This window comes from Spartobacteria bacterium UBA695, from assembly GCA_002298145.1.
Taxonomy (GTDB): Bacteria; Verrucomicrobiota; Verrucomicrobiia; order Chthoniobacterales; family Chthoniobacteraceae; genus UBA695.
On the sequence record DBMP01000001.1, the window covers coordinates 18,891 to 39,028 of the forward strand.

Below are 20,138 nucleotides of genomic sequence, written 5' to 3' on the forward strand. Positions count from 1 at the left end.
TATCCACAAAATGAACCGTTACGAAGCACTCCTCATCCTCAACGTCAAAGGCGGCGACGAAGCCGTGAAAGAAGCCGTCGAACGCATCGAAGGCGAATTCAAAAAAGAAGGCGCAGCCATCGAATCCGTCCAGAAGATGGACCGCCGCCACTTCACCTACGTCGCCCAGAAAGTCGACGCCGGTTATTTCGTGAACTTTATTTTCACCGGCACCCCGGAAGTGCTGGAAAAACTCCGCGCGAAGTTCAAACTCGACGCCGAGGTCTTCCGCCAAAACTACACCAAGCTGGCCGCCAAGAAGGTCGCCGCCGCCGCGTAAGTTTCCTCCGGGGCTTCCCGTTAACCCCATCAACCCCAACCGCACCCAACTTTTCCGAGGTAAAAGCCTATGGCCAGTCTGAACAAAGTCATGCTGATCGGCAATTGCACCCGCGATCCCGAAATTCGTTATACGCCCAAGGGAACCGCCGTGACGGAGCTTGGGTTAGCCGTGAACCGCCGCTACAGCGCCGACAACGGCGAACGGCGCGAAGAAGTCACCTTTATCGACGTGACCCTGTGGGGCAAAACCGCGGAAGTCGCCGCCCAGTACCTCAAGAAAGGCCGTCCCCTGTTTGTGGAAGGGCGGCTTCGCTTGGACTCCTGGGACGATAAGCAAACCGGACAAAAGCGCAGCAAGCTCAGCGTCGTTGGGGAGAACATCGAATTCCTCGGAAGCCGTGAGAACGGTGGAGGGGAAGGCGGCGGAGGGGGCGGTTACGACCGCGAATACTCCGACGAGCCCCCGCGCCAGCAATCCCGCCCGGCCCGCCCGCCTCAGGGGCAGCAGGGAGGCGGACGCCCGCAAGGCCGTCCCGCCCAAGCGCCCAAGCCGCCGGTCGATCCCGACCTGGACGTGGAAGGCGACGATATCCCGTTCTAAATTCTGCGCCCGGAGTTCGTTCTCCGGGCGTTTTTTTTATATGTTTGTCAAATTACCGGGACCACGCCACACGGTATCGGAAGAAGGCGCAAATTTTGTGATCCGCATTCCGGCAAAGCGGAATTGGTTTATTGTCTGCTTTCTTTTGTTCTGGCTATGTGGCTGGGCAGCCGGTGAAATCGCAGTCTTCGCCAGCCTTTTTTTTCATCAAGGAAAAGCCCCTGAGCCGTTTCTCATCATCTGGCTCCTCGGTTGGACGATTGGCGGCAGTTTGGCACTATTCTTCGTACTCTGGCAGCTCGGCGGGCGTGAAGTGATCACGATTTCGCCGGTTGCCCTCGTCCTTCAACGAGAATTATTTGGAAGGGCTCTTCCCCGGACCCGCGATTACGACCTCGCCGCCGTGTGCAATGTCAGGCTTTCGCCCATGGCTTACAACCCCATGGATTTCCGCTCCGGGCTGGCCTTCTGGGGAATCGGCAGCGGCTGGATCGCGTTCGACTATGGGGCGGGAACCTTCCGCTTTGGCGCAGGAGTCGACGAAGCAGAAGCACGAACGATTCTTGAAGAAATCGGCAACCGACTTCCCGACTCCAATTAGCCTCTACACCCGCTCCTCCACATACTCCACCACGGCCCGTACGAGCGGCACGCAGGTTTTGTGGAGGCAATCGGCGGCTTGGTAGCTTGCTTTGTCTTCGGGGGAGTTCAGGTCCCGGCCCTCCAGCAGTTCCCGGCAGAGGCACGAGCCGTACTTCGCCTGGATGGCCTCCATCATCTCCTGCACGCGGGCGTAGGTGTACTCCGTGGCGGTCTTGTCGTCGTTCTCTCCCCGGCCCAGGCTCAGGCCGAGCGCCAAAATGCCGCCGCTGATGGCTCCACAGACGTGCCCGCCCCTGGCCATGCCGCCACCAAAGCCGGTGGCCAGCTTCAGTGCCGTTTGGGCGTCCATGCCTACTTTGTCGCACATGGAATAAAGCACCGCTTGGGCACAGTTGTAGCCGGATACGAGTTTCTCTTCTGCTAGATCGCTCCTTGATTTCATAAAAATGTCTTATCCGGTAGGCCCGGAGATCCCGAGGCCTTTGGATTTTCCGCGCGAGAGTTCGATGCGCAGCTTCGCCAGGCGGTCTTCGACCACCTCGTGCGGCTGCTTTTCCGCCAGCTCCAGCGCCGCCTCGGCCCGGCTGCACGCTTCTTCGATCTGGATGTGCTCGCTCTCCTCGGAGGCGAAAAGCGCCAGGACGGTCACCAGCTCCGGCTCCACCTCGACGTACCCGCCCATGACCACCCAGGAAAGGGGGCCCTCGGGCGAGTGGAAGTGGATCACCCCCTCGCCCAGCGTGGCGACCAGCGGCACGTGGCCGGGGTAAATGCCGATCTGCCCCTCGGTGGTGGGAAGTTCCACGAGGGTCCCGTTGCCTTCAAAAAGACTGGCGTCGGGCGTGGCTATTCTGAGGCGTAAAAGGGACATTCGGAACCGTAAACTGCGCATATTAAATCCCACTTCCGCGCCGGAAACGAGTAAACTTTTTCCCATTGCGCTCGCTGGGCTTCCGGGTGACGATCCCCTGGCATGGTTAAAACTTCACTCGAATACCAGGGCGGCCTTCACTGTGTCGCCACCCACGGCCCCTCGGGCAAATCCATCGAAACCGACGCGCCGGTGGACAATCACGGCAAAGGGGAAGCGTTTTCCCCCACCGATCTGGTGGCCGCCGCACTGGGGGCCTGCATGGCGACGATCATGGGCATCTATGCGGAGAGCCACGGGCTCGACCTCACGGGGATGAAGATCGAGGTGAGCAAGGAGATGACCACGACCCCGCCCCGGCGCATCGCCCGGCTAACCACGGAAATCTGGCTCCCGGCGGGGATCGCTCCCAACCCGGCGCTGGAACGGGCGGCCCACACGTGCCCGGTACACCAGAGCCTGCATCCGGAGGTCGAGAAGCCGGTCACCTTCCACTACGCGGCGTAAAAATCCCGCGCGTGACCGCCCGCCACGGGGCCTGCCAGATTTTCCCCTGCGTGCCGGAGCCGACCGGCGCGGGCGCGGGGAGGGCGGAAGGCGAAGCGCTGGGGCTGGGCGAGGGGGCGGCGGGTGAAGACCCCGAAGTCCCCGGCGTGGCGCTTGCGCCGGAGGCCGGAGCCGGGCCTGCGGAAGGCGAGGGCGAGGCCGACGGTGATGGCGAGGCGTTCGGGTGCGGCGGGTTGTATGGGAAAATGATTTTGGGCAACCGCCGGGGCCTCCAGGCGGGCTTGATTAGGCTACCGTCGGAGACGTACTCCAGCAGGTGGCTGATCGGGGTGAGCACTTTCCCCGGCAGGCCTTGGGCGTTGATGCGGGCGAAGAAGTCCATCCGGTCTTCCAGGATGAAGAGCTTGCCCCGGCCCAGGATCGAGAAGCCGCGACCCTCCATGACGAGGTCCTCGGTGCTCACCACGCCGTCGCGCATCTGAAAGGTGCAGGTCCCCTTGCGGGCGACGTTGTAGCCGGTGCCGGGCAGGACTTCGTTGAGGATGCCGGAAAAGGGGCCGAAGATGGGGATGGCAAAGACGTTGCCATCGGCGATGTAGATGTTCCCGGTGCCGTCGATGGCTCGGGCGAGGTCGTGTAGGCCGGAGAAGTTGAACGCGCCGTAGAGTTTCCCCTGCGAGGTGTCGAAGTCGAAGTAGAGCTTGGTGAGGCTCGGAAAATCGATCGCCTCGGTGTAGAGCTCGGCGGTGTAGTCGCCCGCGGTCTTGCGCAAGGAGATATCGGCCTTGCCGCGCAGGTGGCCGCCGAAGAGGAGGGCGTCGAGGTTGTCGATCTTAAGGCGGTCCCCCACGACGCTGACGACGCCGTTGATTTTCGTGGCGGAGAGGTTCTTGCCCAGGAAGGTGTAGTCCATGCCCTGCGGGCTGTCGACCTCGATGCGCAGGCGGTTGCGGTTCCAGTCGTCATGGGCGCAGCCGACCTTGCCGTTGGCCACGAGCGAGGGGGGGCGAGTCTTGAAGCGGTAGGGGGCGAGGTCGTCGGAAAGTTCGCGGTCGAAGATGCGCACAATCTCGGCGGCGTTGATCGTGGTCCGGACGTTTTTGAATTGCAGTTCGTCGGTGTTGAAGTCGTAGGCGACGGCGCCGCTGGCGTTCCCCTCGGCGCGTTCCAGCTTGATGTTGCCGATACTGAGGACGTTCCCCTTGAAGCCGACCTGAGCCGAGACGCTCTTTAAGGGGACGCCGCGCGCCTTGGTCGCGCCGAGCTGGATCTGGCCGGAGACTTCGATGGCCTGCGGGTCGCACTTGGTCCCGAAGCCCTCCATGTGGACGAGCGGCGCGGTGCGAAACTCCCATTCGGTGAGCTTTTCCCGGACCGCGCCGGGCATCAGCGGCAGGAAGACCGCGGGGTTGATCTGGCTATCCAGGTTAAAGCGGAAGTCTCCCGGGACCTGCATGGCGTTCAAGCGGAATTCGCCGTCCTTGTGCCGGATCCGGGCCCCGTGCAGGTACCACTTGAGGTTCTCCTTGGTGAAGTCGGGGCTGTTGAGGGAAAAATCGGCCTCGGCCCCTTCAAAAACGAGCGAGCGGGCGGCGAAGCGCCCCGTGGAGAAGCGCCCGTAGAGGCTCAGCGATGGGGCGTTAAGGAAGCTGCCCGAGGCGTTGATTTCCAGGACGGGCTCGCGGTAGAGGACCAGTTCGTTGACGGCGCTGGTGGGATCGACGGCGTGGATGAGCGTGGGCAGGTCGAGGGTGGAGCGGGCCTGGAGGAAGGCCTCGCCGGTGCCGATCTGGTAGCTGCCGGTGGCTTCGAGGCTCCCGGCGCGGTCGGTGATTTCGCACTGGTCGAGCCGGACGCTCCCTTCGGAAAGCGTGGCGGCGATCCGGACGGACTCGATGGCTTTCTCTCCCTGGAGGGTAAAGGCTCCGGAGGTAAAGAGGCCCTCGACAAAGAGGCTGGAGGGCTTCGCCAGGTCGCCGCTGACGTTCAAGTCGAGCGTGGGGCGGCCCCCGTTGAGGCCGAGGCGCTCAAGGCGGTCTAGGAATTCGCGCAGGCGGTCGAGCGGGTGCGAGTCGGACGGCTCCCGGTTGGGCATCTGGAGCTTCTCGGGGTTCACGAAGCGGCCGGTGAGGCCGATATTGAGGCCGCGCACCCGGGCTTCGGCCCGCTGGATATCGAGGTGATGCGGGGGAAAGAGGATGCGGGCGTTAAGGTGGGAGATGGGAAGCTGCGGCCCGCGAGGTCCGGCGGCGACGTCGAGCGGCAGGGAGACGGTGGCGTTGCGCAGCTCGATGGCGTTAAGGAACGGCTCGTGGTGGACGAGGTTGGAGTAGTTGATGTCGAGGACGACCTCGTTAATGACGGCCATGGCGCGGCCGCCCTCGCGGGAGTCGCGTATCCGCACGTCGCGCGCGACCAAGCCTTGCAGGGGGTTGAGCGTGAGGCGCGAGAAGGTGATGTGGACGCCGCGCTTGGAGAGCTCCTCGGTGAGCGTCCGGCGCCACTTGTGGGAGAAGCCCCGGTGACTCACGTACCAGAGGGCCCAAAAGACGGTCAACATTGCCGCGATCACCGCCACCCAGAAGGTGCGCGTGACGATCTTCCGCAGCAGGGCCCGGCGCTTGCCACGCGCGGGCGAAAGGGCGGGAGAGGGCGGGGTGATCATGAGGATGGAAGGCGAACGCACGATCTTAACCCATTCCGCCGCAAATCTCCAGATTCGGAATCGGAGATTCGCGGGGAAACCGCCGCGCGCCCGGGGCCACGGCGATTACCTGCCGTAGTTGATGTGCAGGTAGGTGTAGTTCTTGAGGCTCCGCTCGTAGGCGGTGAGCAGTTTCATGCCTTCGTTGGGCTTGAGGCGGTCGCTCTTGATGGCGGCATCGACCTGTTTCTTGAACCGGCGGATGAGGTCGGACTGGCTCCACTGGGTCATGGAGAGGACTTCGCCGATGGTGCTTCCCTCGATGGTCTCCTCGATGTAGAAGCCGTCCTCTTCGTCTTCGTCCAAGAAGACGTGGGCTTCGTTGACGCGCCCGAAGAGGTTGTGGAGGTCGCCCATGATGTCCTGGTAGGCGCCCATTAGGAAGAAGCCGATGTAGTAGGGTTCGTCGCCCTTGAGGGTGTGGACGGGGAGGGTTTCCTTGACGTCCTGGAGGTCGATGAATTTGCTCACCTTGCCGTCGGAATCGCACGTGATGTCGACCAGCGTGGCATGGCGGGTCGGCTCCTCGGCAAGGCGGTGGATCGGCATGACGGGGAAGAGCTGCCCGAGGGCCCAGTGGTCAAGCAGGCTCTGGAAGACGGAGAAGTTGCAGACGTACTGGTCGCCCAGGGCGACTTCGAGTTCCTTGACTTCGTCGGGGACGTACTCGACTTCGTCCTGCTCCTCCTGGAAGAGCTTGACGATGCGGGCGGCGATGCGCCAGTAGGATTGCTCGACCTTGGCTTTGCTCTCCAGGTCCATCAAGCCGAAGTTGAACATCGAGAGCGTCTGCTCTTTGATTTCCTGGGCGTCGTGGAGCATTTCTGTCCGGTTGGAGGCGGTCAGATTTTTCTCGATGTCGAGGATGTCGCGAACGAGCTTGTGGTCGTCCTGGCGGGCCTTGGCGTCGTTGCCGTTGTCAAATTTCTCGATGGCTCCGAAGGCTTCGACGATCAGGACGGAGTGGTGCGCCACGAGCGCGCGGCCGCTTTCGCTGATGACGATGGGGTGCGGGACTTCCTCGGAGTCGCACACGTCCATGATGTTGTAGATGACGTCGCGGGCGTATTCCTGGAGGGTGTAGTTGGCGGAGCTGTCAAAGGCGGTGTTCGAGCCGTCGTAATCGACGCCCAGGCCGCCGCCGACGTCGAGGTAGCCGAGGTCGTGGCCGAGCTTGGCGAGCTTGGAGTAGAAGCGGGCGGCCTCGCGCACGGCGCGCTTGATGGTGCCGATGTCGGGCACCTGGGAGCCGACGTGGAAGTGGACGAGCTTAAGGCAATGCGCCAGGCCCTCGGCGCGCAGGGTCTCGCTGGCGCGCACTAAGTCGGCGGTGGAGAGGCCGAACTTGGCGTTTTCGCCGCCGCTGGTGGCCCATTTTCCCGCTCCCTTGGACTGGAGCCGGACGCGCAGACCGATCATCGGCTCGACGCCCATTTCCTTGGAGACTTTCAAAATCTGGAAGAGCTCCTCGAGCTTCTCAACGACCATGATGACGCGGTTGCCGAGCTTGTTGCCGAGGAGCGCGCTGCGGATGAACTGGCAATCTTTGTAGCCGTTGCAGATGACCAGGCTCTCGGGATCGCTGTTGATGGCGAGGGCGGCAAGAAGTTCCGGCTTGCTGCCCGCCTCGATGCCGAGGTGGAAGGGGCGGCCCGCGTCGAAGATCTCCTCAACGACTTCGCGGAGCTGGTTGACCTTGATGGGGAAGACGCCGCGGTAGTTGTTCTTGTAGCCGAACTCGTTGATGGCCGACTGGAAGGCGAGGTTGATCGTCTCGACCCGGTGACGCAGCAAATCCTGGAAACGCAAAACGAGAGGAAATGTAAGGCCCCGGTCGCGCGCATCTTCGATGACCTCCATGATGTCAATGGCGGTCGCCGGATCGGTGGTGGGGAGGATCTCTACGTTTCCGCGCTGGTTGATGGAAAAGTAACCCGTACCCCATCGGTCGATGTTGTAGAGTTCTATGGCTGAGTCGATGTTCCAATCAGGAGGAGTCATGGGCAAGGTGGGAATCCTAGTTTTCTCACGCCGGTTTGCAATGGGTTTTGCATCCTCGTCACAATGATTTTACACGGATGGGCGGTGGGGCAGGTTTTCGATCTCCGTCACGGCGATTGCGTGGAGGGGATGCGCGCGCTGGAAACGGGCTCGGTGGACGTGGCGGTGACGTCGCCGCCGTACAACCTGGGGACCCGGTACGCCCATTTCCGCGATACGGCCCGGCGGGCGGATTTCCTAGAGTGGTCGATGCGCTGGGGGGAGGAGCTGAAAAGGGTGCTGAAGCCGGAGGGCTCTTTTTTCCTCAATATCGGGGCGGCTCCGGCCAATCCGCTGCTGCCGCACCAGTTGGCGCTGGGTTTTAGCGAGCTTTTCGTGCTCCAGAATACGCTCCACTGGGTCAAGTCGATCACGGTGCGCACGGCGGCGGGGGAGCTGGTTTCCGCCGGGCATTTTAAGCCGATTAACTCGCCCCGGTTCATCAGCGACTGCCATGAATACCTTTTTCACTTCACGAAAACCGGGGAGGTCTGCCTGGACCGCCTGGCAGTCGGGGTGCCCTACGCGGATAAATCCAACGTCACTCGCTGGCGGCACACCGGGGGGCGGGACTGCCGGTGCCGGGGGAATACGTGGTTCGTCCCCTACGAAACGATTGAGCACCGGGCCGAGCGCCCCCACCCGGCGACGTTCCCGGTGGAGCTGGCGGAAATGTGCCTGAAACTCCACGGCGTGGGGGGCCAGAGCGTCGTGCTCGACCCGTTCAACGGAATCGGCCATACTGCCCTGGCGGCGATGAAGTGCGGCGCAGGCCGGTTCATCGGGTTCGACATCGACGAGGGCTACCTCGAAGAAGCCCGGGCCCGGCTGAGCGCGGCGGCGGCAAGCGCTTCCACGCCGCGCCAAGACCCTAACCGCCATGCCCAGCCTTCTTTTTAAAAACGCCCGCCTGATTTTCCCTGACCAAGTGGTGCCGCAGGCCGATCTGCGCGTCGTCGACGGGAAGATCGTGGCCGTGGGGCGCGCTCTCCAGCCCGAACCGGGGGACGATGTGCAGCACTTGGGCGAACGCTTTCTCGCACCGGGGTTCATCGATATCCACCTCCACGGGGCGGACGGCCACGACGCCATGGAGGCGACGCCCGAGGCGTTCGAGGCGATCTGCCGCGCCCACGCCCAGGGAGGCACGACGGCGCTGGCGCTCACAACGGTGGCGGCGGAGAACGCGGATCTCCTCAGGGTGCTGAAAACCGCCCGGGCCTACCGCCAGAGCCCACACGACGGGGCGGCGCTGCTGGGCATCCACCTGGAGGGGCCCTATTTTTCACCGGAGAAAATCGGCGCGCACCGCCCGGAGCTGATCCGCGACCCCAAGCCGGAGCTTTACGCGCCGTTGCTGGAATGGGCCGATGTGATTACCCAAGTAACGCTCGCCCCCGAACGGCCCGGGGCGCTGGCGCTCATCTCGGCGCTGCGGGCGCTCGGCATCCGGGTCAGCGGCGGCCATAGCGACGCGTGGGACGAAGAGGCCTGCGCAGCGTTCGCCCATGGGATGGAGGGGGTGACGCACGCTTTCAACGCCATGTCCTCGGCCCGCCGCCGGGGGCCATTCCGCGTGGCGGGGCTCCTGGAGTTCGCGCTGAGCGAACCGGGGATCACCTGCGAGCTGATCGCCGACGGGCGGCACGTTTCGCCGACCTTGATGCGGATGCTCTACCAGGCCAAGGGACCGGGAGGGATCCTCCTCGTCACCGACGCCACGGCCGGAGCCGGGCTGCCGGAGGGGACGCCCTTTCGGCTGGGTGAAATGGAGTGCGTGGTGCGCAATCACGTGGGCCTGACCGCCGATGGCCACGCGCTGGCGGGCAGCACGTCACTGATGAGCCACCTGGTCCAGACGCTCGTGCGCGAGGCGGATATCCCCGTCTGCGAAGCGGTGCGCATGGCGACTTTCAACCCCGCGCAAGCTCTCCACCTCGAAACCAAAGGCCGCCTGGAAGCGGGCGCGGACGCAGACTTGGTAATCCTGGACGACGACCTCGGCGTGCTCGCGACATTCGTGGGCGGGCGGCGGGTTTACCGGAAAAATTAGCCTCCAATTAGCCTCCCAAAAGAAAACGCACGATTCCCTATGATCAAGATCGCCCGGCTCTCCGAAATCCCCGCGAAATCCACCCGCTCGCCGCACGGTAAATACCAGCTTGAACGCCGCTCGGTTTCGCAGGCTTTGGGCGGCACCAAAGACGTCGGCGAATGGGGCGGCGGCCACCCGTTCGACGTGGAGCACTTTACCCTCCCGCCCGGCGCGGCTGGGTTTCCATTCCACGCGCACGCGGCCCAATGGGAAATGTACCTGATCCTCAGCGGCAGCGGCGAAGTGCGCGGCGCGGAAGGCTGCGAGCCCGTCAGCGCCGGGGATCACATCCTATGCGCTCCCGGCGAGCCCCACCAGATCCGCAACACCGGGACCTCCGACCTGACCTACTACGTCATCGCCAACCATCCCCGGGCCGACATCGCCACCTATCCCGACACACCCGGCAAATTCGTGATCAAACCCGGTCTCCAATGCTTCACCATGAACGAAGCCGCCTATTACGAGCCGGAAGAATAGAGCGCGTGCGTTTCCAAAAAACTCCCGCTTGGCGAATCGCCGCGACACGATGATAATGCGCGCGTGCTTAACCCGATCTGGCTTTCTCTTCTGCTCCTGGCCGTCTTTATCGGCGGGTTTTCCGGCAACCTCGGCCCGGTAACCGCCGCCGCTGCCGACAGCGCGAAAAACGCCGTGATGGGCATCGCCCTGCCGCTCGCGGGCTGGTTCGCGCTCTGGCTCGGCATGATGCGGCTGGCGGAGTTGGCGGGATTGGTCAACGTGCTCGCGCGCCTGCTGCGGCCTTTGATGCGGCGGCTTTTCCCGGACGTCCCGGAGGGGCACCCGGCGCTGGGGGCGATGGCGCTCAACATGGCGGCAAACATGCTCGGCCTGGGCAATGCCGCGACGCCCCTGGGCCTCAAGGCGATGAAGCATCTGGAAGGCCTGAACCCCCACCCCGGCCTGGCCAGCAATGCGATGTGTACCTTTTTGGCAATCAACACGGCCTCCATTCAGCTGATCCCGGCGACGGCGATCGGGATTCTGGCGGTGAACGGTTCGACCCGCCCCGCGGCGATTGTCCCGAGCGCGCTCCTGGCAACCCTCTGCGCCTTCACCGCGGGGCTCGTGAGCGTGAAGTTTCTGGAGAAGCTGCCCCGCTTTAAGCTCCCGCCCGTTCCGGCAAACCCCGCCCCGCGAAAAGCGGAGCCGGAAGCCGCCGATGCGCCAACCGAAATTCCGCCGGAGCCGACGCCGGTTTCGCGCGAGGGCCGGTATCTGCTGGCGCTCTATGCGCTTGCGATGGCGGCGATGTTTTTCATTCTCGCCTTCCCCGCGCTGGCCAACGAGGGCTTTGCCACCCTGCACGCGGCGCTACCCCGGGTGATCCCGGCGTTTTCGTTCGAGCCGCTGGGGCCCGAGCTGGCCCGGCTGCACCTGGCGACGCGGCTCCTGAGCGTGGCGGGGCTTTTGGCGCTGCCGTTCGCGTTCACGTTTTTCCCGCTCTACGCCTGGCTGCGCGGGGTTAAGGTCTACGAGGAATTCGTGGAAGGGGCGCGCGAGGGCTTCCAGGTGGCAACGCGGATCATCCCGTTCCTGGTGGCGATCCTGGTGGCGGTGGGGATGTTCCGCAGCGCGGGGGGCATCGGGCTGATTTCCAAGGCGCTCGGGCCGGTGCTGGGCGCGGTCGGCTTCCCGGTGGATCTGCTGCCGATGGTGCTGATCCGGCCCTTGAGCGGCAGCGCGACAACGGGCATTTTCACGGAGATCGTCCACAATTTCGGGGCCGACAGCCTGCAAGCGCTGATGGCCGGAACGATCTTTGGCAGCACGGAGACGACGTTTTACGTGCTGGCGGTCTACTTCGGCTCGGTCGGCATCCGCAAAACGCGCCACGCGGTGCTCGCGGGCCTCACCGCCGATTGCGTGGGCGTCATCGCCTCCATCGCGGTCTGCCGGTGGCTGTTTGCGTAATCAGGGCGCGAGGCGCTCGATCACCCAGGAGCCGTCGGGCTGGGCGGTGTATTCGAAGCGGTCGTGCAGGCGGTTTGAGCCGCCTTGCCAGAATTCGATGGTCTCGGGCTTGACGCGGAAGCCGCCCCAAAAGGAGGGGAGCGGGATTTTCCCCGCGCCGAATTTCTCTTTCAATTTACCCCACTCCATTTCCAGCACGGTGCGCGAGGAAATGGCGTGGCTCTGGCGCGAGGCCCAGGCGGCAAGCTGGCTTTCGCGCGGACGCGACATAAAGTACTTCAGCGATTCCATGGCCGGGATTTTGTCGGCGCGGCCCCGGACGATGACCTGGCGCTCCAGCGGCAGCCACGGGAAGAGAAGCGAGACGTTCGGGTTTTCGCCGAGCTGCTGGGCTTTGCGGCTTTCGAGGTTGGTGAAAAAGACGAACCCGCGCGCGTCGAGGCCTTTCAAAAGCACGGTACGCAGCAGGGGGTGCCCGTCGGCTCCGCAGGTGGCCAGGCTCATGGCGGTGGGCTCGACGACCTTGGCTTCGATCACTTCGTCCAACCAGAAGTTGAACATATCAATGGGGTCGGGCTTGAGGTCCTCGCGCCGCAATTTGCCTTTGCGGTAGTCGGAGCGTACGTCGGCAAGATTCATGGTGCCTTTAGCATACCCGCCCGGGCCCGGCTTCCAAGTGGAAGCGTGAGTCGATGGGAAAAAAAGGGCCTTTTACGGTGAGCTACAGGCTTTTGGCCTTCGGTTGGGCGGGATCGGGGGCCATGGAGCCGGAGGCGGCCGGGCGCGTGGCGCGAATGAGGATGTTCTCGCCGATCCACTCGCCGTCGGAAGTGCCAAACACCTCCGATTTGCTAAACCCTCGCCAATCGGACTGGCGCATGGTGCAAAGGGCGCTCGGGTATTTTTCCATGAACGCGGAGAGACCGTCGAAGTGGATGATCGGCACCGGATGATCAGCCCAGAAGGGCGATTTTTTCCGCGAAAGCACCGATACGCTCTCGCGGGTGTAATAGGCCACGCCGCGCATGCCGAATTTGCCCGAGAGCAGCGGCTCGCCGTCGCGGCGCTCCGCGGCCATTTTCAGGGCCGTGGCGCGGATGGAGACGGTTGCGTCCAGGGTCTCGAAGGAGAAGGAGACGAGGCCGACCAGCAGAACGGCGGTCGCGCAGGCGGTGGCTCCGATCCAGAGCCGGTAACGCCGGAGGCAGAAGGCGACCAGAGCGACGCTCAGCACGACGCCAAAGCCAATGGCAGCGACGGAAAAGCCCCGCGCCATGGGCACGAACGGGACGGCAAAGGGGACCACGGCTTGCAGGGCGGCTGCGCCGAGGACCACGCGCCGTTCGGCGGCGGATTCAAAGCCACGGGCCACGATGGCGTCCAGGGCCGCGCCGATCGCGATGGCCAGCGGGACGAAAAGGTAGAAGCCGTAGGAGGGAAGCTTCGACTGGGCGAGGGTGACGAAAAGCAGGTTCGGCAAAAACCAGCAGGCGCAGAAGAGCGTGGCGGGCGAGGAGCGGAACTTCCAGAAGAGTTTTTTCAGCCCCAGGAGCGCGGCGGGCAGCCACGGGATGGAGCCGATCAAGAGCACGCCGGGGTAGTACCAGAAATGATTATTGGAGGGGTGCTCGGCGCGGACGAAACGGAGGATGTTATCGCGGTAGAAGAATTCCTCGATAAAGCGCGACCAGTGCTGCTCCAACATCAGGCCATACCAGGGCCCGACGATGAGGAGGTGCAGCCCGGCCCCGATCCAGAAGCCCCGGCCCCGGAAGACCCACGGGCGCTTGCCCAGCCAGGTGAAGCAGAGCGCGGAAAAGAGCGGGACGAGCGTGCCGATGGGCCCCTTGGTCAGTACGGCCAGGCCGGTAAAGACGAAGTGCAGGATGACCCAGCGATCCCGGCGCGCCGGTTCCTCCAGCGCTCGCCAGTAACAGTAGAGCGCGGCGGTGATGAAGACGGCCAGCGGGATATCCGTAAGCATGAGCCGCCCCATGAGGCAGAGCTCCACCCCACCGGCCATGAAGGCCCCGGCAATGAGGGCGGCGCGGGCGTTGAAAAGGCGGCGGGCAAAGGCGTAGGTGAGAAAGACCAGCACGGTGGCGGCCACGGCGGCGGAGAAGCGGCCAGCCCACTCGGATTCGCCAAAGGCCCGGAAGGAGGCGGCGACGGTCCAGTAGTAGAGGATCGGTTTCTCAAACTGCGGCGCGCCGAAAATCTGCGGCGTCATCCAGTCGTTGGATTGCACCATTTCGCGGGCGGTGAGGGCGTAAAAGGGCTCGTCGGGATCAATCAACCCCATCTTTCCGAGGTTCCACCAGAAGGCGAAGTAAGAAAGTAAGAGGAGGATCAGTACGTCGCGAAACGTCGAACGGCGGATTTCAGATAACTGGATCAAAGCAATAACGGGTCCTTGCCACGCGGGATGCGGAGCGGTCCGGGCAATATTACGTGGGGGAACCTATTAGGCGAGGGGATTTTTGGCCCTGAATTACCTAGGTATAAAGCCTCCACATTGGCCCCGCGGATTCCCTGCCCCTCCGCGCGCCCGCCCAAAAAAATCAGGCAAGGGGGATCTGCTGTCGGGGGCCGAGGAATTTCGGCTGGGTGTGGAGGACGTAGAGATCGAGCACGGCTTTGACCCGCGCGAAGGTTTCGCGAACTTTCGTTTTGACCCCGCGGCGCAGGCCAACATCCCGGGCGCAGAAGGCAATGGCGTCGAGGCCGTAATAGTGCGCGATGAAGAGCGCCCGCTCGTCGTGGAAGCGCTGGGAAATGACGGTGAAACGCGAGAGGCCAAAGACTTCCCGGGCGCGAACGACGGAGTCGAGCGTGCGGAACCCGGCGTAGTCAAGGGTGATGGCGCTGGCGGGGACGCCTTGCGCGAGGAGGGCCGTGCGCATGAGGGTGGGCTCGTCGTAGCCGCGCGTGCCGTTGTCGCCGCTGACGAGGAGGTGGCGCACTTTGCCCGCCCGGTAGAGGGCGACGGCAGCGTCGATCCGGTAGTCGAAGAACGGGTTGCGCTGGCCGTTGCGCCGGAGGTTGGTGGTCCCCAGGAGCAAGCCGACTTCCCGCTCGGGAACCTGGTCCACCCGCGTGTAAAGCTTCCCGTTGCCAGCGTTTTCCACGAGCCAGCCGCATCCGGCGGTTCCCGCGGCAAGCGCAAGAACTACTACTCCAGCAACGGCAAATCGGGATTTCTTCATCGGGAAGGTATTTATCAGGAACTCAGGAACTCAGGAATAATACAAGAGATTTGACGCTATGGGCGGGTTTTTGGGAGAATATTGCCTTACATTTTAAATTGAATCTGCGCAGGCAGAGAGATTGGTGTCCTTAAACCTCACGAATTTACACATCCAATCACCACTGACTGCACCGAAGAATCGGTGCGGTCCGGTCGTGTATTGGATGTGGGTCTCGTGAGGACCTAAGGACACATACGGCTTGGGCCGCACCCTCTTTTTTGTCTGTGCCTTTCAGGCTATGAACACAAAAGAGAACGGATTTTCGGACGATCGCAAAACCTATTACCTCCCGGCGTCCCACGCCCAACACATCCGCCGCTACCGGCAGTGCAGCCCGCCCGGCGACGAGCTCCTGGGCATCGAGGCGTTTGATTACCTCGTCATCTCGGTGTTGCAAATCACCGGTTTTGCCTCTCCGGAGGTGGAGATCCAGGCCGTCCATGTGGACGCGACGTTTCCTCTCGGCGTCACGGTGGAAAACACCCCCGGTTTGTTTGCCGAAGCAGAATATCCTCTGCGGCTTGGCTATGGCGCGTCGCTCACGCTGCTGCTCGACACTCCCACGACGTCCAAACGCTTCAGGCAATTCTGCTACTCAGGCAAGCCTCAAAAGGTGGTCGTTACCACCAATGCCGGGCTCATGGTCTTTGAAGCGGTGTAGGTATTTAGGGAGTGCCCAAGACCCTCTCGTGCCCAAATCGCGGCCAGCCCTCTCGGCACTCTCGTTCCCAAATGGAGTTTGGGAACGAGGAAACGAGGAAAAAACTTGCGTTACGAATCTGGAGATTCGTAACGAGGGTGCTGCTAAAAACCCGGGCTGCGGTTCTGCCTTACGCTTTCGCGATCATCCCGCTCTGGCGGGCGTAGTTAAAGAGGCCGCCCGCGTCGATGACGGGCCGGACGTCGCCCAGCGGCTTGAGCTCGTAGGTCTTGCCGTTGACGGTGAGCGTGTTGGCGTCCAGGTCGAGGGTGGCCTCGTCGCCGGTCTTGATTTCGTCGCAGATGCGCACGGGGGTATCAACCGGGTATAGCTCGCCGGTGGCAACCGAGTTGCGGAAGAAAATCCGGGCGAAGGACTCGGCGACAACCGCTTCGACGCCCGCCGCGCCGAGGGCGATGGGGGCGTGCTCGCGGGAGGAGCCGCAGCCGAAGTTGCGCCCCGCGACGATGATCCCATACGGGGTCTTCGTCTGGCCTTCGGGCACGAATTTGATCGGGTTGACGTCGTCCGGGAGACCGGCCAGGGCGTAGCTGCCGAGCTTCTCGTACTCTTCCTTGATGGTCGGGATGAGGTTGAGGTACTGGGCCGGGATGATCTGGTCGGTGTCGATGTTGTCCGCAACGACGAAAACTTTGCTGGTAATGGTCTTGGCCATGGTAAGGGTCTCCTTAAATTAGGATTAGCAGATGAACTCGCGCGGGTCGGTGATCTTGCCGGTGAGCGCGGAGGCGGCCACGGTGTAGGGGCTGGCGAGGAAGACTTGCGATTCCTTGTGACCCATGCGGCCGGGGAAGTTGCGGTTGGTGGCGCTGATGCACTTGATGCCCGCTTTGTTGACGCGGCCAAAGGTGTCAACGGGGCCGCCCAGGCAGGCGGCGCAGCCCGGGTTCTCGGTCATGCGAACGCCGGCGTCCACGAGGATGTTCCAGACGGACTTGCCTTCCCACTTGGTGGCTTTCAGTTCGTCGAGGACGAGGGTGGTGCTCGGCACGCCGAAGGTGTCGATCTTGACGGTCTTGCCCTTGACGACTTCGGCAAAGGCGAGGAAGTCGGAGGTTTTGCCGCCGGTGCACGAGCCGATGTAGGCGCGGTCGAGGGCGATGTGGCCCAGCTCCTTGGCGAGCTTGCGCTGGCCGGGGTCGGGGTGGCAGGCGACGGTCGGCTCCAGTTTGGAGAGGTCGAAGGCCTTGTCGTAGAAAAGTTGCTGGTCGGCGTCGGGCTCGACGGGCTCAAACGTGCTCTTGGTGCCGTTCTCCGCCACGCGGGCGTTGACGTAGTCGAGCGTCTTTTGGTCGCAGGTGAAGATGCCGTTCTTTCCGCCCGCTTCGATGGCCATGTTGGTGATGGTCATGCGGTCGTCCATGGAGAGGGAGCCCACGCCCGGGCCCTCGAACTGCATGGCGCGGTAGGTGGCGCCGTCGAAGCCGATTTCGCCGATCAGGTGCAGGATGACGTCCTTGCCCGAGACGCCCTTGGGAAGCTCGCCTTCCAGGAAGAAGCGCATGGTCTCGGGGACTTTAATGAGCAGCTTGCCGGTGCCCATGATGAAGCCTGCGTCGGTGTTGCCGATGCCGGTAGCGAACTGGTTGAAGGCGCCGGACTGGCAGGTGTGCGAATCGGTGCCGAAGAGGACTTCGCCGGGGCGGTTGTGGCCGCGCTGGGCGAGGGTGGAGTGGCACACGCCGCTGTAGTGCTTGCCAAACTGGCGGGTGAAGTCGCCCTTGACGGTGTCGAACTTCCACTGGCCCTTCGGGTCGTCGATGATGTCGTAGAAGTACTCGATGCCCTGTTCGTTGACGAAGTCACGCAGGATGTCGACGTTGCGGTTACACATCCCGTCGGCGGTGAAAATGTAGTGGTCGGGGATGATGACGACTTTTTTGCGGTCCCAAACTTTGGCGTTTTGGCCAAATTCGCGCTTGAACACGCCAATGGTTCCCGGGCCGCAAACGTCGTGAGTCATCAAGACATCGACGTTGACCCAAACGTTATCTCCAGGGCGCACCCACGGTTTTCCGCTCGCGCGGGCAAGGATCTTCTCGGTCAAAGTCATAGTCCGCCAAGCTTAGGGCAAACCCTCTCGGGCGGCAACGGATTTTCAAACAATGACTCAGGGAGCGGCGCGGCCGTTATCGGATTTGGGCAATTCCGGAAAAGCGCGACGGCTCTTGTTTTCTGCTTTCCCGGTGATTCCGCTTCCGTGGTTTTCAATAACTGGCATTACCTAAAATGCATCACCAAGAGCGCCGGTCGCTTTTTTTGCTAAAGCAGGGATCCGGTTGGGGCAATTCCCTGGGAGAGATGTAACTCAATTGTCACTTCTGCGCCGCCAAACCTGCACAGAAGGCCCCTACCGTCCCCGGCAAAAATACGTATGAAACCTCTCCATTCCATTTTGGCCACTGGGCTGGCGCTCACGTTCGCTCTGGCGTTCGCGCCCCGGGTGGACGCCAGCAGCTTTACGATCAGCAGCGCCTCGACCACCGCCCAGACGCTCTCGGCCTCGCAGACCGGCACGGTAACAGCCGCCGGTTCGCTGAGCGTCAACGGCTCGACGGTCGCCGTGACGATCAGCGGCAACAACGCCACCCTCACCAACAGCGGCACGATGAACCAGACGGGCACCGGCCGCCTGATCCGCGACAACACCGGCGTCACGGCCCTCGTGGTAACCAATAACGCCAGCGCGCTGATGCAAACGGCGGACGCGGATGTCATCCAGATGAACAAATCGGCCGCCAGCGTCACGTTCAATAACTACGGCACGCTGACCTCCCTCAATGCCTCCAAGGGCGGCGCGCAGGCCATCGACTTCAACGCCATCCTCTCCGGCAGCAACATCGTCAACAACTACGCGGGCGGCGTGATCCAGGCCCGGGACGCCGACGCCGTGCGCCCCGGCGTCAACGGGGCCGTCAATAACTACGGTACGATCCTGGCCACGGCGACGACCGACACGAGCTCCGACGGCATCGACGCCCAGGCCAATACGGGCGTCACCATCTCCAATTACGCCACCGGCTCCATCACGGGTGCGCGCCACGGCATCACGGGCGGCATCGCCTCGGGCACGAACTCCTCGGGCTTGAGCGCGTACACGATGACCATCACTAACGCGGGCACGATCACCGGCAACAACGGCTCGGGCATCAACGTCGACGGCTACAACGCCAACGAGGTCGTGACGATCAACAACTCCGGCACCATCACCGGCAGCGGCGGCACCGGCGACGGCGACGGCATCGACGTGGACGGCGTGGTTCACATTACCAACTCAGGCGTCATCCGCTCGCTCAACTCCTACAGCGCCACGGGGACGGCCCAGAGCGAGGGGATCACGGTGGGAGGCGGCAGCATCGTCAACACCGGCACGATCTCCGGCGAGGTGGCTTCGGGCAATACCACGGCCGTCGGGCGCGGCATCACCTTCGCAGGCGTGGATACGACCGGCACCGCCGAGCCGATCTACGCCGCCAGCTCCGTTGAAAACAGCGGCTTGATCAAGGGGCAGAACGACTCCGCCATCGCCGTGGACGGCGGGGCCAGCGGCTTCACCGTGACCATCACCAACCACGCGGGCGGCGTGATCGAAGGCGGCGGCACGAGCGCGGCGATCCGCACCGGCGCGGATAACGACACGATCAACAACGCGGGCACGATCCGCGCCAACGGCACCGGCAAAGCCATCGACATGGGCGCGGGCAATAACACGCTCAACATCACCGGCGGCGCGGCTTCCGTCATCGGCGACATCAGCGGCGGCACGGGCGGGACGAACACGCTCTCGATCACGCCCGGGGCGGGGAATAAATTCAGCTATACCGGGGCAATCTCGAATTTCGCCAACGTGCAGATCAACGCGGGCATCGTGACGTTCTCTGGCTCCAGCATCTACTCCGGCTCCACGACCATCGCCTCGGGCGGCAAGCTCGTGGTGGCCAACACGGCGGGCAGCGCGACCGGCACGGGCACGGTTCACGTCCAGAATGGCGGCACGCTGGCGGGCGCGGGTGGGGTTGGCGGGAATGTCATTGTGGATGCGGGCGGCGCGATCGCAGCGGGCAACGGCGGCGGCACGCTGGCCATCGCCGGGAACCTGCAAATCGCAGGCGGCTCGACGCTGGCCTTTGAGCTTGGCTCGGACCTCGCCACCTCGGATTTGCTCGCGGTCTCGGGCGGGCTCACCTATTCGGGCTCGGGGGTCATCACGCTAAGCCTGAGCGGCACCGCAGCCGCGGGGACTTATACGCTCATTACGTTCTCCAGCTCGAACCTTTCCGCCAGCGACTTCCAGGTTGAATCAGCCGACGGGACCGAAGCCACGGTGATCGTCAGCGATACCTCCGTGACGGTGCAAGTGGTTCCCGAGCCCTCCACCTGGGCGATCCTGGGGCTCGGCGGCGGCATCGCTCTCGGCTGGGCGCGCTTGCGGCGGCGGCAGGGGCGCAAAATCGCGGTCTGCTAAATGCGGCCTGATAGATGCCACGTTCAG

19 protein-coding genes are annotated in these 20,138 nt (G+C 63.4%); 10 read left to right on the top strand and 9 right to left on the bottom strand.

Annotated features, from left to right (window positions below):
* Positions 1–10 precede the first annotated feature (10 nt).
* The 3 genes from rpsF to B2828_RS00100 all read left to right on the top strand — a co-directional run bounded on the left by rpsF (position 11) and on the right by B2828_RS00100 (position 1,523).
* Positions 11–319, top strand: a complete 309-nt coding sequence (gene rpsF, locus B2828_RS00090) for a 30S ribosomal protein S6 (protein ID WP_479631633.1) — start codon at positions 11–13, stop codon at positions 317–319.
* Between the two features lie 69 nt (positions 320–388).
* Positions 389–922: a single-stranded DNA-binding protein gene (gene ssb / locus B2828_RS00095; RefSeq protein WP_479631634.1), complete on the top strand. Its 534-nt coding sequence runs from the start codon at positions 389–391 to the stop codon at positions 920–922.
* 40 nt (positions 923–962) lie between these two features.
* Positions 963–1,523, top strand: coding sequence for a hypothetical protein (locus tag B2828_RS00100; RefSeq protein WP_479631635.1), 561 nt, complete (start codon positions 963–965; stop codon positions 1,521–1,523).
* A gap of 3 nt (positions 1,524–1,526) precedes the next feature.
* Here the strand turns inward: B2828_RS00100 and B2828_RS00105 are convergent, their stop codons facing one another.
* Entirely contained in the window at positions 1,527–1,967 is a 441-nt protein-coding gene (locus B2828_RS00105; protein ID WP_479631636.1) for a C-GCAxxG-C-C family protein, read from the bottom strand.
* A 9-nt stretch (positions 1,968–1,976) separates the two neighbouring features.
* Positions 1,977–2,396 (bottom strand): ATP synthase F1 subunit epsilon, encoded by a 420-nt coding sequence (gene atpC, locus B2828_RS00110; RefSeq protein ID WP_479631637.1) that lies wholly within the window; start codon positions 2,394–2,396, stop codon positions 1,977–1,979.
* 102 nt (positions 2,397–2,498) lie between these two features.
* On the opposite strand from atpC, the gene B2828_RS00115 reads away from it, so the two are divergent.
* Positions 2,499–2,903: an OsmC family protein gene (locus B2828_RS00115; protein ID WP_479631638.1), complete on the top strand. Its 405-nt coding sequence runs from the start codon at positions 2,499–2,501 to the stop codon at positions 2,901–2,903.
* Here B2828_RS00115 and B2828_RS00120 read toward each other — a convergent pair.
* Positions 2,881–5,589, bottom strand: a complete 2,709-nt coding sequence (locus B2828_RS00120) for a hypothetical protein (RefSeq protein ID WP_479631639.1) — start codon at positions 5,587–5,589, stop codon at positions 2,881–2,883. The genes B2828_RS00115 and B2828_RS00120 overlap by 23 nt on opposite strands.
* Before the next feature lie 84 nt (positions 5,590–5,673).
* Positions 5,674–7,608 (bottom strand): biosynthetic arginine decarboxylase, encoded by a 1,935-nt coding sequence (gene speA / locus B2828_RS00125; RefSeq protein ID WP_479631640.1) that lies wholly within the window; start codon positions 7,606–7,608, stop codon positions 5,674–5,676.
* Positions 7,609–7,671: 63 nt separating this feature from the next.
* Between speA and B2828_RS00130 the strand changes: the two genes are divergently transcribed.
* From B2828_RS00130 to B2828_RS00145, 4 genes are all read left to right on the top strand, one after another.
* Positions 7,672–8,547 (top strand): DNA-methyltransferase, encoded by an 876-nt coding sequence (locus B2828_RS00130; protein ID WP_479631641.1) that lies wholly within the window; start codon positions 7,672–7,674, stop codon positions 8,545–8,547.
* A complete protein-coding gene (nagA, locus tag B2828_RS00135) occupies positions 8,528–9,700 on the top strand; it encodes an N-acetylglucosamine-6-phosphate deacetylase (protein WP_479631642.1) in 1,173 nt (390 codons plus the stop codon). Before B2828_RS00130 ends, nagA begins: the two co-directional genes overlap by 20 nt.
* A 39-nt stretch (positions 9,701–9,739) precedes the next feature.
* On the top strand, positions 9,740–10,222 hold the full coding sequence (locus B2828_RS00140) for a cupin domain-containing protein (RefSeq protein WP_479631643.1): 483 nt from the start codon (positions 9,740–9,742) through the stop codon (positions 10,220–10,222).
* 63 nt (positions 10,223–10,285) lie between these two features.
* Positions 10,286–11,677, top strand: coding sequence for a nucleoside recognition domain-containing protein (locus B2828_RS00145; protein WP_479631644.1), 1,392 nt, complete (start codon positions 10,286–10,288; stop codon positions 11,675–11,677).
* On the opposite strand, the gene pdxH is transcribed toward B2828_RS00145, so the two are convergent.
* The 3 genes from pdxH to B2828_RS00160 all read right to left on the bottom strand — a co-directional run bounded on the left by pdxH (position 11,678) and on the right by B2828_RS00160 (position 14,883).
* Positions 11,678–12,316 carry a pyridoxamine 5'-phosphate oxidase gene (gene pdxH / locus B2828_RS00150; RefSeq protein WP_479631645.1) on the bottom strand — a complete coding sequence of 213 codons (639 nt, stop codon included), beginning with the start codon at positions 12,314–12,316 and terminating at the stop codon, positions 11,678–11,680.
* 82 nt (positions 12,317–12,398) lie between these two features.
* Positions 12,399–14,075 (bottom strand): ArnT family glycosyltransferase, encoded by a 1,677-nt coding sequence (locus tag B2828_RS00155; RefSeq protein ID WP_479631646.1) that lies wholly within the window; start codon positions 14,073–14,075, stop codon positions 12,399–12,401.
* 163 nt (positions 14,076–14,238) lie between these two features.
* Positions 14,239–14,883: a SanA/YdcF family protein gene (locus tag B2828_RS00160; protein ID WP_479631647.1), complete on the bottom strand. Its 645-nt coding sequence runs from the start codon at positions 14,881–14,883 to the stop codon at positions 14,239–14,241.
* A 280-nt stretch (positions 14,884–15,163) separates the two neighbouring features.
* Here B2828_RS00160 and B2828_RS00165 point away from each other — a divergent pair, with 280 nt between their 5' ends.
* On the top strand, positions 15,164–15,586 hold the full coding sequence (locus tag B2828_RS00165; RefSeq protein ID WP_479631648.1) for a hypothetical protein: 423 nt from the start codon (positions 15,164–15,166) through the stop codon (positions 15,584–15,586).
* A 169-nt stretch (positions 15,587–15,755) separates the two neighbouring features.
* On the opposite strand, the gene B2828_RS00170 is transcribed toward B2828_RS00165, so the two are convergent.
* Both B2828_RS00170 and B2828_RS00175 read right to left on the bottom strand, forming a co-directional pair.
* Positions 15,756–16,301 (bottom strand): LeuD/DmdB family oxidoreductase small subunit, encoded by a 546-nt coding sequence (locus B2828_RS00170; RefSeq protein WP_479631649.1) that lies wholly within the window; start codon positions 16,299–16,301, stop codon positions 15,756–15,758.
* A gap of 24 nt (positions 16,302–16,325) precedes the next feature.
* Positions 16,326–17,699, bottom strand: a complete 1,374-nt coding sequence (locus B2828_RS00175) for a 3-isopropylmalate dehydratase large subunit (protein WP_479631650.1) — start codon at positions 17,697–17,699, stop codon at positions 16,326–16,328.
* Positions 17,700–18,020: 321 nt separating this feature from the next.
* On the opposite strand from B2828_RS00175, the gene B2828_RS00180 reads away from it, so the two are divergent.
* Entirely contained in the window at positions 18,021–20,111 is a 2,091-nt protein-coding gene (locus B2828_RS00180; protein ID WP_479631651.1) for a beta strand repeat-containing protein, read from the top strand.
* Positions 20,112–20,138 lie beyond the last annotated feature (27 nt).